Raw genomic sequence first — 15,600 nt, forward strand, 5'->3', positions numbered from 1 at the left:
GGGGCCCGTCCGGCTCACGGGAAGGCCCGTCCGGCGGCGCGGAGGCGCCGAGGTGCGCGCTCGGCCGCACAGCGCCGGGACCCGTACTGAGGAGAGTGAGCGATGGACAGCAGAAGAGTGCTGATAACCGGGGCCTCGAAAGGCATCGGGAGAGCCGTGGCCGAGCAGCTCGCCGCGGCCGGGCACCGGCCCGTCGGTCTGGCGCGCTCCCGTCCCGACGACTTCCCCGGCGAGTTCCACGCCGTGGACCTCGCGGACCGCACGGCCACCGCGGCCGTGCTCGACGGCGTGCTGAGCGGCGGCACCGTCGATGCGGTGGTCAACAACGTGGGACTCGTCCGGCTCGCCGAACTGGGCTCCATCGACCTCGACGACCTCGCCCCGGTCTACGACCTCAACGTGCGCGTCGCCGTGCAGACCGCCCAGGCCGCGCTCCCCGGCATGAAGGCGCAGGGCTGGGGACGGATCGTGAACGTCTCCAGCATGGTCACCCTCGGCACCCCGGGGCGGACCGCCTACGGCGCGTCCAAGGCCGCCCTGGACGCCTGCACCCGCATCTGGGCCGGTGAGCTGGGCACGACCGGGATCACCGTGAACTCGGTGGCCCCGGGCCCGACGGAGACGGAACTCTTCCGCGACAAGACCCCGGTCGGCTCCCCCGGCGAAGCCCGCTACCTCAGCGGCATCCCCCTGAAGCGCTTCGGCCGGCCCCGCGAACTCGCCGCGGGCATCTGCTTCCTGCTCTCGGAGGACGCCGGCTTCATCACCGGCCAGACGCTGCGCATCGACGGCGGCGGCAGCCTCGCGGCCGCATGAGCCGCTCTCCCCGAGCGGCCACTCGTCCCTCCGATCGCCCACTCGCCCCCTGAGCGCCCGCTCGACCCTTCGGTCGGCAGCTCGTCCCCCGGTCGGGCGGCTGAGCCGAACGGCACCGCCACCTCGCACGGCCCTGGTGACGGATGGCCCGGGCGGAGGGCAGCCCACCAGGTCCGGCGGCCGCGTAAACGCTTGCGCAAGCGTTTACGCGGCCGTCCGCCGTGCGGTACCTTCGGCGAACCGGGCGCCAGAAGATCCGGATGCCGCAGACGTCCGGAGACCGTGAGACCCCGGCCCGGGATCCCGTGGCCCAGGGCAGGGGCCGAATCCGGGTGCCGAAATCCGGGTGCCGGATGGCGGATGCCGGTGGCGGGTGCCGGTGGTGGAAGGGGTGGAGCGCGGTGGCGACGATGGCCGACGTGGCACGCCTGGCGAACGTCTCCGTGGCGACGGTGTCCCATGTGCTGAACGGGACCAGAGCGGTGCGCCCGACCACCCGCAGGGCCGTGCAGGACGCCATCGAGGAGCTGGGATACACCCACAACGCCCTGGCCCGCTCCCTGGTCACCGCACGGACCCGGTCCATCGGCCTGGCGGTATCCACCATCGGCAACCCGTACTTCACGGAGATCCTCCAAGGCGTGGAGTCGAGCGCCCTGGAGCACGGTTACGGTCTGCTCATCGCCGACCCGCACGACGACCCCGTGCACGAGCGCACGGTCGCGCAACTGCTCCACGAGCGCCGGGTGGACGGTCTGATCGTGGCGCCGTCACCGCGGCCGTCCGCGCTCGTCGCGTACGTGGCGCGCCATGGTGTGCCGACCGTCTTCCTGGACCGACTCGTCGACCTCCCGGACGGCTCCGGTGACCGCTTCGACCAGGTGTGTGCGCGGGGCGCTGAGCCCATGGCGCGGCTCACCTGCCATCTTGCTGACCTCGGCCACCGCAGGATCGGCCTGGTCGCGGGCCTGTCGGGGTTGAGCACCAGTGCCGAGCGGATCGCCGGCTACCGCACCGGCCTGGACCGTGCGGGACTGGACGCTGATCCGGAACTGCTCGCGAGCGGCCATTCGGAGGCGGCGGGCGCCGAGCGTGCGACGCATGCGCTTCTGTCCGCGTCGGCGCCACCCAGTGCACTCGTCACCGCGAACAACGCCATGACCATCGGTGCGCTGCGGGCCCTGCGCGCCCGTCGGCTGCGGGTCCCCGATGACATCGCCCTGGCCTGCTTCGACGACTTCTCCTGGGCCGAGCTGTTCACTCCCCGGCTCACCGCCGTCTCCCAGCCCGGCCGGGAGATCGGCGCGCGGGCGGTCCGGCTGCTGCTGGACCGGCTCGACGGCCCAAAGCGGCGGCCGCGCACCGTCCGGCTGCCCTGCACCATCGTGCACCGCACCTCCTGCGGTTGCCCGGAGGATGCCTCGCCCGCGGCCCTGTCCGCTGAGTGCGCGGGCACGGCGGCTCATCCCCCGGTGTCCGCGACGCCCCCGCCCGGCCACGCGACCACGCAACCCTGGTGACCCACGTGACCAACGCGATCCCCGTTTCCCACGTAACCCCCATAGCCCATATGACCCACGCGACCCGCGCGACCCCGTGAAAGGACCGTATCGTGATCGTCGTTGCAGGTGAGGCCCTGATCGACCTGGTACAGGACGCGGCGGGTCCGCTCGCTCCGCTGGCGCCCCGGCTCGGCGGTGGCCCCTACAACACAGCGGTGGCGCTGGGGCGCCTCGGCTCTCCCGCCGCATTCTGCTCACGGGTGTCGTCCGACGTCTTCGGTCAGGCTCTGCTCGACGGGCTGCGGACGGCCGGCGTGGACGTGTCGTACGTACAGCGGGGCGCGGAGCCCACGACGCTCGCCGTGGCCTCGGTCGGCGAGGACGGGTCGGCCGGGTACTCCTTCTACGTGGAGGGGACGGCGGACCGGCTCTTCTCGGCGCCCGAATCGCTCCCGGTGGGCACCCGTGCGGTGTCCTTCGGCACCTGTTCGCTGGTCCTTGAGCCGGGTGCCAGCGCCTATGAACGGCTGCTGCGCGCAGCGGCGGAGCAGGGCGTCTTCACCGCGCTGGATCCGAACATCCGCGCCGTCCTGATTCCCGACGCGGACGCCTACCGTGCCCGCTTCCGCTCCTGGCTGCCCTGCACGGGCCTGCTGAAGCTGTCGCAGGAGGACGCCGACTGGCTGGGGGGCACCCCGAAGGAGTGGCTGGCGGCCGGGCCGGCGGCGGTGGTGGTGACGCACGGCGCCGACGGCCTGACGGTGCTGACCCGCGGCGGGGAGTTCGCGGTGCCGGGAGAGCGGGTGGAGGTCGTCGACACGATCGGCGCCGGCGACACGGTGAACGCGGCGCTGCTGCACCGGCTGGCCGCGCTCGACGCCCTCTCGGTCGACGCGGCGGCCGCGCTGGACGAGACCGCCTGGCGGGACGTCCTGACCTACGCGGCCCGCGCGGCCGCCCTCACCTGCTCCCGTCCCGGCGCCCAGCCGCCCTACGCCCGCGAGCTGGAGGAGTACGCCGGACGCCGGTGAGCGGCGCCGTCCGGCTCCTCGGGCCCCGGTGCCTCGCGGCCCCGGACCGGAAGCTCCCTCTCCGCGCGGCGCGAACCCGCGGGGCACGGCTCACTCGATCCGGTGCGGCCCGGGGACCCCGCGCCCCGGTCCACGCCTCCCCCGTCCTCCGCAGCCACCGGCCACCGGCCACCGGCCACCGGCCACCGGCCACCGGCCACCGGCCACCGGCCACCGGCCACCGGCCACCGGCCAGGATGCCTGACGCCTCGGACGCGTGTGGGGCCCGCCTCACGCGGATCGCTTGGCCGTCGCCCGCTTCCGTGTGCCGCTCCTCTTGACGGTCGTCTTCTTCACCCGCGCCGTCGCATCGCTGATCTGTTCCGGATCGAGGATGTCCCGGAGGAACTTGCCGGTGTGGCTGGCGGGGATGCCCGCGACCTCCTCCGGAGTGCCCTCGGCGATGACCAGTCCGCCGCCGCTGCCGCCTTCGGGGCCCATGTCGACGACCCAGTCGGCGGTCTTGATGACGTCGAGGTTGTGCTCGATGACGATGACGGTGTTGCCCTTTTCCACCAGCCCCGAAAGGACGGTGATCAGCTTGCTGATGTCCTCGAAGTGCAGGCCGGTCGTCGGTTCGTCGAGCACGTAGACCGTGCGGCCGGTGGAGCGCTTCTGCAGTTCGCTGGCGAGCTTCACCCGCTGCGCCTCACCGCCGGAGAGCGTCGGCGCGGGCTGGCCGAGGCGCACATAGCCGAGGCCGACGTCGTTGAGCGTGCTGAGGTGGCGGGAGATAGCGGGCACCGCCTCGAAGAATGCGAGCGCCTCCTCGATCGGCATGTCGAGCACCTCGGAGATCGACTTGCCCTTGTAGTGCACCTCCAGCGTCTCCCGGTTGTAGCGCGCACCGTGGCAGACCTCGCAGGGCACGTACACGTCGGGGAGGAAGTTCATCTCGATCTTGATGGTGCCGTCACCGGAGCAGTTCTCGCAGCGGCCGCCCTTCACGTTGAACGAGAACCGGCCCGGCTGGTAGCCGCGCACCTTCGCCTCGGTGGTCTCCGCGAAGAGCCGCCGTACGTGGTCGAAGACGCCCGTGTACGTCGCCGGGTTGGAGCGGGGAGTGCGGCCGATGGGCGACTGGTCGACGTGCACCACCTTGTCGACCAGGTCGTCGCCGTCGACGCGGGTGTGCCGGCCCGGCACGTTGCGCGCGCCGTTCAGCTCGCGGGCCAGGTGGGTGTAGAGGATGTCGTTGACCAGCGTGGACTTTCCGGAGCCGGACACTCCGGTGACCGCGGTGAGCACGCCGAGCGGAAAGGCGACGTCGATGTCCTGGAGGTTGTTCTCCCGGGCGCCGCGCACGACGAGCCGGCGCCCCGGGTCGACGGGCCTGCGGGTGGCGGGCATCGCGATCGACCGCTGCCCGGAGAGGTAGGCACCGGTGATCGACTCCCGGTTGCCCAGCAGCTCCTTCAGGGGACCGCTGTGCACGACCTTGCCGCCGTGCTCGCCGGCGCCCGGGCCGATGTCGACGACCCAGTCAGCCACCTTGATGGTGTCCTCGTCGTGCTCGACGACGATGAGGGTGTTGCCCATGTCGCGGAGCCGGACCAGCGTCTCGATCAGGCGGTGGTTGTCGCGCTGGTGCAGTCCGATCGACGGCTCGTCCAGCACGTAGAGCACGCCCACCAGGCCGGAGCCGATCTGGGTGGCCAGCCGGATGCGCTGTGCCTCACCGCCGGAGAGCGTGCCCGCCGCGCGGTTCAGGGAGAGGTAGTCGAGGCCGACGTCGACGAGGAAGCGCAGCCGCTCGTTGACCTCCTTGAGGACACGCTCCGCGATCTTCTTGTCACGGGCGCTGAGGGTCAGCTCACCGAGGAACTCGGCGCAGTCGCTGATCGACATCGCGGAGACGTCCGCGATGGACTTCCCCATGACCGTGACGGCCAGGACGATGGGCTTGAGGCGGGTCCCCGCGCAGGTGGGGCAGGGCACCTCGCGCATGTAGCCCTCGAAGCGCTCGCGGCTGGCGTCGCTCTCCGCCTCGCTGTGCCGCCGCTTCACGAAGGGCACGGCGCCCTCGAACGGGGTGGTGTAGACGCGCTCGCGGCCGTAGCGGTTGCGGTAGCGGACCTCTATCTGCGTCTTGTGGCCGTACAGGAGGGCCTTCTTCGCCCGCTGCGGGAGGCCGGCGAAGGGGATGTCGGTACGGAAGCCGAGTGCGTCGGCGAGGGCCCCCACGAGGCGGCCGAAGTAATCCTTGGTGTGGCCGTGCGACCACGGGTGGATGGCGCCCTCGTCCAGGGACTTCTCCTCGTCCGGGACGATCAGCTCGGCGTCGACCTCCATGCGCGTGCCGATGCCGGTGCAGTCGGGGCAGGCACCGAACGGGGAGTTGAAGGAGAAGGAGCGGGGTTCCAGCTCCTCGAAGGAGAGGTCGTCGTACGGGCAGTAGAGGTGCTCCGAGTACATCCGCTCGCGCTCGGGGTCGTCCTCGGGGAGGTCGACGAAGTCGAGCACCACCATGCCGCCGGAGAGGCCGAGCGCGGTCTCCACCGAGTCCGTCAGCCGGCGCTTGGCGCCGTCCTTGACGGTGAGGCGGTCGACGACCACCTCGATGGTGTGCTTCTCCTGCTTCTTCAGCTTGGGCGGTTCGGTGAGCTGGATGGTCTTACCGTCGACCCTGGCTCGGCTGTACCCCTTGGTCTGCAGGTCGGAGAAGAGGTCGACGAATTCGCCCTTGCGCTCGCGCACCAGGGGGGACAGCACCTGGAAGCGGCTGCCCTCGGGCAGTTCGAGCACCTTGTCGACGATCGCCTGCGGCGACTGCCGGGCGATCGGGCGACCGCACTCCGGGCAGTGCGGCTTGCCGATGCGCGCGAACAGCAGGCGGAGGTAGTCGTAGACCTCGGTGATGGTGCCGACCGTGGAGCGCGGGTTGCGCGAGGTCGACTTCTGGTCGATGGAGACCGCGGGTGACAGGCCCTCGATGAAGTCGACGTCCGGCTTGTCCATCTGGCCGAGGAACTGCCGGGCGTAGGAGGACAGTGACTCGACGTAGCGCCGCTGGCCCTCGGCGAAGATCGTGTCGAACGCGAGCGAGGACTTGCCGGAGCCCGACAGACCCGTGAAGACGATGAGCGAGTCACGCGGGAGGTCGAGCGAGACGTTCTTGAGATTGTGCTCGCGCGCGCCACGGACGATGAGACGGTCGGCCACGCCGGTCCGCACCTTTCTTGAGAGGACGACAAGGGGCGGTGCCCCCGTCTCCTGAAGACTATGGGGGGCCGCAGTCGGCGAGGGGCGGGGTTGCCTGGTCGGTGGGAGCACCTCGTCTCCCGGAGCGCCACACTGATGCGGTCCCGGACTACCAAGCATGCCCGATGCCTCGCCCGAGCCTATAGCACGTGCATTCGATTTGACGGGGTGGGCGGCCCGCTTCACCCGAACGTGTGGCGGGGCTATCGTCGACGCCATGATCGATCATGTGCGCGACCTCGCGTCTGTACGTGACGCGACGGACCGGCTGCTCAGCGCAGTCTCCCTGCTCGGCCCCGCTGCCGTGGCCGAGCCGTCCCTGCTGCCCGCCTGGAGCCGGGGGCACATCCTCGCCCACCTGGCCCGCAACGCCGACGCCCTGGTGAACGTACTCGCCGGGCGCCCCATGTACGCGAGCGGCACGGAGCGTGAGACCGACCTGGAGCGGGACGCGCCGCGCGCCCTCGACATCCAGGTCGCCGACATCAGGGCGAGCACGGGCCGCTTCCTGGAGGCGGCCGCGGCGCCCGCGGACTGGACGCGCACGGTGGTACTGCGCAACGGCGTCACCGACGCCGCGGCCCGCGTGCCCTTCCGCCGACTGGTCGAGGTGGAGTTGCACCACACGGACCTCGGCATCGGCTACACGCTGGAGGCGCTGCCCGGGGAGTTCGCCGACCGGGCGATCGGCTACCTGGCCGAGCGGTTCACCGGCCACCAGGACGTGCCCGCGACCACCCTGGCCACCGACGACGGCCGGACCTGGCGGACCGGTGGCGGGACGGCGGCCGGCCCGGTCCGTGTCAGCGGCTCTCCCGCGGGCCTGCTCGGCTGGCTCAGCGGCCGCCGCGACGGCTCGGGCCTGAAGGTCTCGGGCGGGCCCCTTCCCGTGCTGCCCGCGCTGTAGGCCGCCGCGCGCCGGTGGCGGTCCGGTGGCTGCGCCGGGCGGCCGGGCGGGCGCCCGCCGCGCTTTTGCGGGGGGCACCGCGGCTGCGGCGTACCGGTACGCCCGCCCTGTCTCCCCGGGTGGCGCCGCCTGCGTAGGCTGCGTGCCATGACATACACCGGAGAGGTGCGGGTCGGCGGGCCCGCGGATGTGCATGAGCTGCAGGAACTGATGATCTCCAAGGTGGCCGTCGGCCCCCTGGACAACAACGCCTACCTGCTGCGCTGCCGGGCCACGGACGAACAACTGCTGATCGACGCGGCCGACGACGCCTCGACGCTGCTGACGCTGATCGGTGACGACGGCATCGCCTCCGTCGTCACCACCCACCGCCATGGCGACCACTGGCAGGCGCTCGACGAGGTCGTCAGGGCCACGGGTGCGCGGACCTTCGCGGGGCGGTACGACGCCGACGGCATTCCGGTGCCGACGGATGTGCTCGTCGAGGACGGGGACACCGTGCGGGTCGGCAGGGTCGCCCTCACCGCCCGCCACCTCGTGGGCCACACGCCGGGCTCGATCGCGCTCGTCTACGACGACCCGCACGGCCACCCGCACGTCTTCACGGGCGACTGCCTCTTCCCCGGCGGCGTCGGCAACACCCGCAAGGACGCCGAGGCCTTCGCGCGCCTGATCGGCGACGTCGAGGCCAAGATCTTCGACCGGCTGCCCGACGAGACCTGGGTCTATCCCGGTCACGGCAACGACACCACGCTCGGAGCCGAGCGCCCGCACCTGCCCGAGTGGCGCGAGCGGGGCTGGTGAGAGCCGGCGGCAGGACACCCGCGGCCGCCGGGACACACAGCCGCGCAGCCACGCCGCGCGCAACCCGCGCGCGGCGGGCCGCGCCGTCAGGCGCCACGACCGCGGAACGCTCAGCAGAAAGCCCATGCGCAGATCGTGGCACCCACCACTGACAATCGTCCCCTCCCGCCCCTACACCCGGGCCGCGGCCGGCGCGAGCAGGGCCGCGACGCGCTCCACCGCGAACGCGTAGCCCTGGACGCCGCAGCCCGCGATCACTCCGTCGGCCCGGCGCGAGACGTAGGAGTGGTGCCGGAACTCCTCGCGCCGGTGGATGTTGGAGATGTGGACCTCGATCACGGGCAGGTCGTCGCAGGCGTGCAGTGCGTCGAGGATCGCCACGGAGGTGTGGGAGTAGGCGCCGGGGTTGATCACGATGCCCGCGTGGCGCTCGCGGGCCTCCTGGATCCAGTCGACGAGCTCGCCCTCGTGGTTGGACTGCCGGGCGTCCACCGTCCCGCCGTGCGCCGCCGCGGTCCTGGTGCACAGGGCCTCCACGTCGGCCAGCGTCTCGAAGCCGTAGATCTCGGGCTGGCGCTTGCCCAGGAGGTTCAGGTTGGGGCCGTTGAGAACCATGATCGGGGCGGTGGCGAGGGTGCGGGGCACGGGAACCTCCGGGCTTTTCGGCAGCTTTCCCGAGACGGTCTATCACGGTGCGTGCGGCCGGCCGGCACGAGCGCCGCACCGCCCGCTTCCCACGGCGGTGCACAGCTCCCCGGGCGCGCGGGCCCCGTGAGTAGGCCGCGTACGCTGCGTGCGCCGGGTGCGCTGCGTGCGCCGGGTGCGCCGCCCCAGATGCGCAGGGCGCACCGTCTCCCGGATCAGCGAGCCAGTGCACCGCAGGCCCACTAGGACTTCCGGCGCTGGCGGGGGCCCCCGCCCTCCGAGTCCTCCACGTTCTCCGCGTCCTCCACGCTCTCTGCTCCCTCCGCTCCCTCCGCGCCCTCGCGGCGCTCCTCAGGGTGCTCCGTGTCGCGGGCCTGTCGCGAGGAGGCCATCAGGCTGGTGATCGTCGTGATGACCAGCACCCCGCAGATGACGCCCAGCGAGACGGGGACGGAGATCTCGGGGACGGGGACACCGGACTCGTGCAGGGCGTGCAGGACCAGCTTGACGCCGATGAAGCCGAGGACGACCGACAGCCCGTAGCTCAGGTGCACCAGCCGTCTGAGCAGCCCGCCCAGCAGGAAGTAAAGCTGCCTCAGCCCCATCAGCGCGAAGGCGTTGGCGGTGAAGACGATGTACGGGTCCTGGGTGAGGCCGAAGATCGCGGGGATCGAGTCGAGCGCGAAGAGCACATCGGTGGTGCCGATGGCCAGCATGACGACCAGCATCGGCGTCATGACGCGTGCACCGTTCCTGCGGATGAAGAGTTTGGTGCCGTGGTAGCGGTCGGCCACGCCGAAGCGCCGCTCCAGGGACCTCAGCAGCCGGTTCTCCTCGAACTCCTCCTCGTGCCCGCCCTTGCGGGCGTCCTGGACCAGCTTCCATGCGGTCCAGATGAGGAAGGCGCCGAAGATGTAGAACACCCAGGCGAAGCTGGCGATGATCGCGGCGCCCGCGGCGATGAAGCCGGCCCTGAGCACCAGCGCCATCAGCACGCCCAGAAGCAGCACCCGCTGCTGGTAGCGGGACGGCACCGAGAACTTCGCCATGATCAGGACGAAGACGAAGAGGTTGTCGACGCTGAGCGACTTCTCGGTGATGTACCCGGCGACGAACTCGCCGGCGGGCCGACCGCCCGCGAACACCATCAGCCCGACCGCGAACAGCCCCGCGAGGACCACCCAGACGGCGGTCCACGTGCCGGCCTCCCGGATGGACACCTCGTGCGGGGTGCGGCCGATGAAGAAGTCCGCTGCGATCAGGACAGCCAGGCCCGCGATCGTCAGGACCCACAGCGTCAGGGAAACGTCCACTGCGCCTCCGGCGTCGGCACGTCAAGAATCTCGGCGTTGTCGCTGCCGGAGGTATCCCACGCTCAGAGCCCCCGCCAGTAAAGGAATGCTACAGGTATTGCCAAGTAATAGTAAAGCGACAGGTCATGAACCACCCGGGGGACCTGACAGGCACCGACTCACGGACGTTCAGCGGTTCCAGGGATGGCGTGCCGCCGCCACCTGCGCCAGCACCTGCTGGAGCACCTGGCTGCCCGGCGGCACGCGTGGTGGCTCGTAGATCCACGCATGGCCTACCCAGGGGTCGGCGAGGTGGTCGTCGGGTACCGGCGTGAGCCGCAGCAGAGAGCGCCACAGTGGTTCGAGCAACGGCCCGTACTCCGCCGCGTCCTCACGGGCGCCGACCACCAGCAGGTGGACACCGACCGCGGGGCCCTCGTCGGCCAGGTAGCGCAACTGGTTCACGGCACGGTCGTCGAAACCGTGCGGGAAGTCGTGGACGACCAGCAGGTGTTCGGCGGTGTCCACATCGGCCGGCAGGGCCTCCGGGGCACCGCCGCGGGCCGCCATCTGGACGAGGTCCACGCGCCTGGTCAGCCGGGCGAGCATGGCCGACACGCCGGCGGCCCCCGAGGCCGGGGGTTCGCTCAGCACTCCGGAGCGCAGCAGGGGACCGAGCGGGCCCGAGGCGGTGCCGGCGGGGTCGACGATGTGCACGGCGAACGCGCCCGCCGGATGGACGGCGAGCAGCCGGGCCGCCAGGGCGGCGGCGGTCTCGGTGGCGAGCCTGCGCAGTTCCTCGGGGCTGACGAGGATCGCGGACTCCAGACCGGTCGGGCCGCAGTCGATCCACAGTCCACGCTCCAGCGGCAGCCGCACCAGCATGGGGATGCGCAGCCCGGCGCTCTCCGGCAGGTGCAGATCGCCGAGGCGCAGTGCCATCGGCGCCTCGGCGGGGACCTGGTAGCCCTGCCAGACGGGGTTGTCCCAGCGGGCGTAGGCGGCCGGCAGGGCGGGTTCGACCACCTCCGCCTCGGCGACGAGCTGCGCGAGGTCGCGGTCCAGCGCCTGCCGGGCCTGGTCGACCAGCCGCCCGTGGCGCTCGTCCGCGGCCGTACGCGCGCCCTCGCCCGCGCCGCCGAGGCGGTGGCGCGGGTCGGAGAGCGCCTTGTCGAGCTCCTGCTCCCGGCGTGCGTCGGCGAAGTCGACGGCGCTGCGGTAGGCCGCCGTACTGCGGGCCAGGTCCTCGAACATCCCCCAGACCTGGTTGTACAGCCGCTCGTCCATGGTCCAACCCGTGGCATCACCCGCGACGGGAGGCACGGGAGAGTCCGGCGGGGCGGACGGAGGTGGCGGAGTGGCGCTTCCCCGCGCGGGGTGGGTGTAGTCGACGGGGCCCACGCCGGGCGCTTGCCTGGCATCGCGCGCCCCCGGCCCGCCCTCTGCTGCCTCCTGGGAGGCGGCGACCGGTGGGCCGGCGGACCGGCCGGGTGGTGACGCCGCCTCCCCGGGCGCGACGGCGCCGGTCGCGATGGCCGGCCCGGCTCCCTGGGTGACCGTCCGCGGCCCGGACCCGTACGGCGGACGGGGCGGGGCGGCGACCGAGCGGGCCCGGCCCTCGGCCACGGCGTCCTGGACGGCCGCCGCGATACCGGCCGCCCCCGCGAGCCCCTGGTCGGCGAGGAGGGCGGTCAGGCCCCCTGCGTACCCCTGGCCCACGGCGCGTACCTTCCAGGTGTCCTGCCTGCGGTAGAGCTCCAGGGCGACGACCGCGGACTCGGTGTCCAGGCCGGTGAGGGTGTAGCTGGCGATCTCGGTGCCGTCGAGTCCGGTCACCGCGACGAAGGGGGACGCCACCGCGCCGAACCTCGCCGGACCTCCGGCCCCGCCGGGCAGCGCGAGCAGGACGCTGACCCGGTGCACGGCGTCCTCCATGGCGTCCAGGTCCACCGCGAGGCGGTGGGCGGCGGCCGCCTGCTGGGGCACCTCCAAGCCCGGCAGGGCCGGCGAGCCGGGGTGCACCAGTTGGTCGGGACCGAGCAGCCTGCCCCGGTCGTCGCCGAGCGTGGCGGCGGCCACGACCGGGCTGCCGGCGGACACCCGGATTTCCAGACGGGTCCGGGAAAGGGGCAGGTTCTGCCCCCTGACCAGCTCGGCCGTCATCGCTGTCGCCCCCTTGTCCGGGGCGCGCCCGCGGCGCACCCCGCCCCCTCGGCCCCGTCCGGCGTGGGCCGTCCTGGCTGCTCCGGCCGTGCCCGGCCGGTCTTGCGTCCGTGCCGTACGCGCCGGGGCGCGGGGCACTCGCCGCGGCCTACGCGCGGGCGCAGTCCCGCTGGCCGGCGCTGCGGGCCACCCCCTGTGGCACGGCCGGCTGCTACGGGTCCCTACAGGTGCGGCAGGATCGCGGGCATCAGGTCCTGGAAGGTACGGCCGTTCGCCGGAGCGCCGAGGGCCGTCATCTGCCAGCCCTGGCCGGCGCGGTGCACCTTGGCCATGATCTGTGCGGTGTACGCGCCGCCGCCGTCGAGCGTGTAGCGGGCCAGCTCCTGGCCGTTGGTCTCGTCGACCAGGCGGCAGAAGGCGTTCTGCACTTCCTGGAACGTCTGGCCGGTGAAGGAGTTCACCGTGAAGACGATCTGGTCGATGTGGACCGGGACGCGCTGGAGGTCCACGAGGATCGACTCGTCGTCACCGCCCGCTCCGACGCCGCCGACCAGGTTGTCGCCGGTGTGCCGCACGGAGCCGTCGTCGCTGACGAGGTGGCGGAAGAAGACGACGTCCACCGGCTGCTTCTCGGCGAACAGCACGGCCGACGCATCGAGGTCGATGTCCCGGGTGCGGGAGCCGAAGAGCCCGCGCCGCGGGGCCGCCTTCCAGCCGAGGCCCATCCGCACCGCGGCCAGGGTGCCCCCGTCGTTCTTCTGCAGACTGATGCCCTGTCCCTTGGACAAGTTGACCGACACGCGCTTCTTCCCCTCTCGGACCGTCCCCCTGTGCCGCGTTCTGCGCGGTTGTGCATGCACCCTACGCAGGAGCGGTGACGGTGCCGCACCGCGAGCGGGACTTTGTGTCGCTCTTGCAACACACCGGAGCCGCCCGGGTGCCAGGGGCTCGCTGCGGAGCCGCCGGGCCGTCAGGACAGCCCCGCCTCCCTCATCTGCCGCAGCTCCTTCTTCATCTCCGAGACCTCGTCACGCAGCCGCGCCGCGATCTCGAACTGCAGATCGGCGGCGGCGGCACGCATCCGGTCGGTCATCTCCTGGATCTGCTCGGCCAGCTCGGCCGCCGGCCGGTCGGTGGGCACGGTCTCCTTGCCCCTGGCCGCCTTGCCGGCCTTGGCGCCCTTCGCGGCCCTGCCTCCCGCGCCGCTGGCACCGCCGAGGGACGGCACCGCCGCCTTGGCGCCCCTGCCGTCCTTGCCGGGCTTGCGGTAGCCGGTGCCGAGCAGTTGCTCGGTGTCGACGTCCTCGCGCGCGATGGTGGCGACGATGTCGTTGATCCGCTTGCGGAGCGGCTGCGGGTCGACGCCCCGCTCCTTGTTGTACGCGAGCTGCTTCTCGCGGCGGCGGTTGGTCTCCTCGATGGCCTTCTGCATCGCCGGCGTGACCTTGTCGGCGTACATGTGGACCTGGCCGGAGACATTGCGCGCGGCACGGCCGATCGTCTGGATCAGGGAGGTGCCCGAGCGCAGGAAGCCCTCCTTGTCGGCGTCGAGGATGGACACCAGGGACACCTCGGGGAGGTCCAGCCCCTCACGCAGGAGGTTGATGCCGACCAGGACGTCGAACTCACCGGAGCGCAGCTCGCGCAGCAGCTCGACGCGGCGCAGGGTGTCGACGTCGCTGTGCAGGTAGCGGACCCGGATGCCGAGCTCCACGAAGTAGTCGGTCAGGTCCTCGGCCATCTTCTTGGTGAGGGTGGTGACCAGGACGCGCTCGTCCTTCTCGCTCCGGATGCGGATCTCGTGCACCAGGTCGTCGATCTGTCCCTCGGTGGACTTGACCACGACCTCCGGGTCGATGAGGCCCGTGGGGCGGATGATCTGCTCCACATGGCCGCTGGCGCGGGAGAGCTCGTACTGCCCCGGGGTGGCCGAGAGGTAGACCGTCTGCCCGATGCGCTCCTGGAACTCCTCCCACTTCAAGGGGCGGTTGTCCAGCGCGGACGGGAGGCGGAAGCCGTGGTCGACGAGGGTGCGCTTGCGGGAGGCGTCGCCCTCGTACATGGCGCCGATCTGGGGCACGGTGACGTGCGACTCGTCGATGACGAGCAGGAAGTCCTCCGGGAAGTAGTCGAGGAGGGTGTGCGGCGGGGTGCCCGGCTTGCGGCCGTCGAAGTGCATCGAGTAGTTCTCCACGCCGGAGCAGGAGCCGATCTGGCGGAGCATCTCCAGGTCGTACGTGGTGCGCATGCGCAGCCGCTGCGCCTCAAGGAGCTTGCCCTGCTTCTCCAGCTCCGCGAGCCGCTGGCCGAGCTCGGTCTCGATGTCGTTGACCGCGCGCTCCATGCGCTCGGGACCGGCCACGTAGTGCGACGCGGGGAAGATGTGCAGCCGCTGGTCGTCGCTGATGACCTCGCCCGTGAGGGGGTGCAGGGTGGAGAGCGCCTCGATCTCGTCGCCGAACATCTCGATCCGGACGGCCAGCTCCTCGTAGACCGGGAAGATCTCGATGGTGTCGCCCCGCACCCGGAAGGTGCCCCGGGTGAACGCCAGGTCGTTGCGCGTGTACTGGATGTCGACGAAACGGCGCAGCAACTGGTCGCGGTCGATCTCGTCGCCGATCTTCAGGGAGACCATCCGGTCGACGTACTCCTGGGGGGTGCCCAGGCCGTAGATGCAGGAGACCGAGGCGACCACGATGACATCGCGGCGGGTGAGCAGCGAGTTGGTCGCCGAGTGGCGCAGCCGCTCCACTTCCTCGTTGATCGAGGAGTCCTTCTCGATGTAGGTGTCGGACTGCGGGACGTACGCCTCGGGCTGGTAGTAGTCGTAGTACGAGACGAAGTACTCGACCGCGTTGTTCGGCAGGAGCTCGCGGAACTCGTTCGCCAACTGGGCGGCCAGGGTCTTGTTCGGTGCCATGACGAGGGTCGGCCGCTGGAGCTTCTCGATCATCCACGCCGTGGTGGCCGACTTGCCGGTGCCGGTGGCGCCGAGCAGGACCACGTCCTTCTCGCCCGAGCGGATGCGCTTGTCGAGCTCGGCGATGGCCGTCGGCTGATCACCACTGGGCTGGTAGGGGCTGACGACCTCGAAGGGCGCTGCCCCGTCCTGGCGGAGCGCCTCGATGCTCTCCGGGCGGAGCTGTTCGATCTTGGATACGGGGGGCATGCATCCCACCGTACGACTCCGCACTGACAAC

11 protein-coding genes are annotated in these 15,600 nt (G+C 71.7%); 5 read left to right on the forward strand and 6 right to left on the reverse strand.

Annotated elements, in window-relative coordinates; all coding sequences use genetic code 11:
• Positions 1–102: 102 nt before the first annotated feature.
• From IE313_RS06620 to IE313_RS06630, 3 genes are all read left to right on the forward strand, one after another.
• On the forward strand, positions 103–816 hold the full coding sequence (locus tag IE313_RS06620; protein ID WP_189929995.1) for an SDR family oxidoreductase: 714 nt from the start codon (positions 103–105) through the stop codon (positions 814–816).
• A gap of 401 nt (positions 817–1,217) precedes the next feature.
• Positions 1,218–2,336: a LacI family DNA-binding transcriptional regulator gene (locus IE313_RS06625; protein ID WP_189929996.1), complete on the forward strand. Its 1,119-nt coding sequence runs from the start codon at positions 1,218–1,220 to the stop codon at positions 2,334–2,336.
• 92 nt (positions 2,337–2,428) lie between these two features.
• Entirely contained in the window at positions 2,429–3,349 is a 921-nt protein-coding gene (locus IE313_RS06630) for a carbohydrate kinase family protein (protein WP_189929997.1), read from the forward strand.
• 270 nt (positions 3,350–3,619) lie between these two features.
• Here IE313_RS06630 and uvrA read toward each other — a convergent pair whose 3' ends face one another.
• On the reverse strand, positions 3,620–6,550 hold the full coding sequence (gene uvrA / locus IE313_RS06635) for an excinuclease ABC subunit UvrA (RefSeq protein WP_189929998.1): 2,931 nt from the start codon (positions 6,548–6,550) through the stop codon (positions 3,620–3,622).
• 256 nt (positions 6,551–6,806) lie between these two features.
• Here uvrA and IE313_RS06640 point away from each other — a divergent pair, with 256 nt between their 5' ends.
• Positions 6,807–7,496: a maleylpyruvate isomerase family mycothiol-dependent enzyme gene (locus IE313_RS06640; protein WP_189929999.1), complete on the forward strand. Its 690-nt coding sequence runs from the start codon at positions 6,807–6,809 to the stop codon at positions 7,494–7,496.
• A gap of 147 nt (positions 7,497–7,643) precedes the next feature.
• Positions 7,644–8,300 carry an MBL fold metallo-hydrolase gene (locus IE313_RS06645; protein ID WP_189930000.1) on the forward strand — a complete coding sequence of 219 codons (657 nt, stop codon included), beginning with the start codon at positions 7,644–7,646 and terminating at the stop codon, positions 8,298–8,300.
• 171 nt (positions 8,301–8,471) lie between these two features.
• On the opposite strand, the gene aroQ is transcribed toward IE313_RS06645, so the two are convergent.
• The 5 genes from aroQ to uvrB all read right to left on the reverse strand — a co-directional run bounded on the left by aroQ (position 8,472) and on the right by uvrB (position 15,569).
• Positions 8,472–8,945, reverse strand: coding sequence for a type II 3-dehydroquinate dehydratase (gene aroQ / locus IE313_RS06650; protein WP_189930001.1), 474 nt, complete (start codon positions 8,943–8,945; stop codon positions 8,472–8,474).
• 242 nt (positions 8,946–9,187) lie between these two features.
• Positions 9,188–10,258, reverse strand: coding sequence for a TerC family protein (locus IE313_RS06655; RefSeq protein ID WP_189930002.1), 1,071 nt, complete (start codon positions 10,256–10,258; stop codon positions 9,188–9,190).
• Positions 10,259–10,426: 168 nt separating this feature from the next.
• On the reverse strand, positions 10,427–12,400 hold the full coding sequence (locus IE313_RS06660; protein WP_189930003.1) for a TerD family protein: 1,974 nt from the start codon (positions 12,398–12,400) through the stop codon (positions 10,427–10,429).
• 221 nt (positions 12,401–12,621) lie between these two features.
• The gene (locus IE313_RS06665) at positions 12,622–13,200 is read right to left on the reverse strand and encodes a TerD family protein (RefSeq protein WP_189930004.1); all 579 of its coding nucleotides are present in this window, start codon (positions 13,198–13,200) and stop codon (positions 12,622–12,624) included.
• A 170-nt stretch (positions 13,201–13,370) separates the two neighbouring features.
• Positions 13,371–15,569, reverse strand: a complete 2,199-nt coding sequence (gene uvrB, locus IE313_RS06670) for an excinuclease ABC subunit UvrB (protein WP_229924430.1) — start codon at positions 15,567–15,569, stop codon at positions 13,371–13,373.
• Positions 15,570–15,600: the final 31 nt, after the last annotated feature.

The organism is Streptomyces sulfonofaciens (assembly GCF_014656295.1).
Classification (GTDB): Bacteria; Actinomycetota; Actinomycetes; order Streptomycetales; family Streptomycetaceae; genus Streptomyces; species Streptomyces sulfonofaciens.

Excerpts from the sequence above, each read along its gene's own strand:
- IE313_RS06620 (WP_189929995.1), top strand. The coding sequence starts at position 103 with ATGGACAGCAGAAGAGTGCTGATAACCGGGGCCTCGAAAGGCATCGGG.
- IE313_RS06640 (WP_189929999.1), top strand. The coding sequence starts at position 6,807 with ATGATCGATCATGTGCGCGACCTCGCGTCTGTACGTGACGCGACGGAC.
- IE313_RS06645 (WP_189930000.1), top strand. The coding sequence starts at position 7,644 with ATGACATACACCGGAGAGGTGCGGGTCGGCGGGCCCGCGGATGTGCAT.
- IE313_RS06660 (WP_189930003.1), bottom strand. The coding sequence starts at position 12,400 with ATGACGGCCGAGCTGGTCAGGGGGCAGAACCTGCCCCTTTCCCGGACC.
- uvrB (WP_229924430.1), bottom strand. The coding sequence starts at position 15,569 with ATGCCCCCCGTATCCAAGATCGAACAGCTCCGCCCGGAGAGCATCGAG.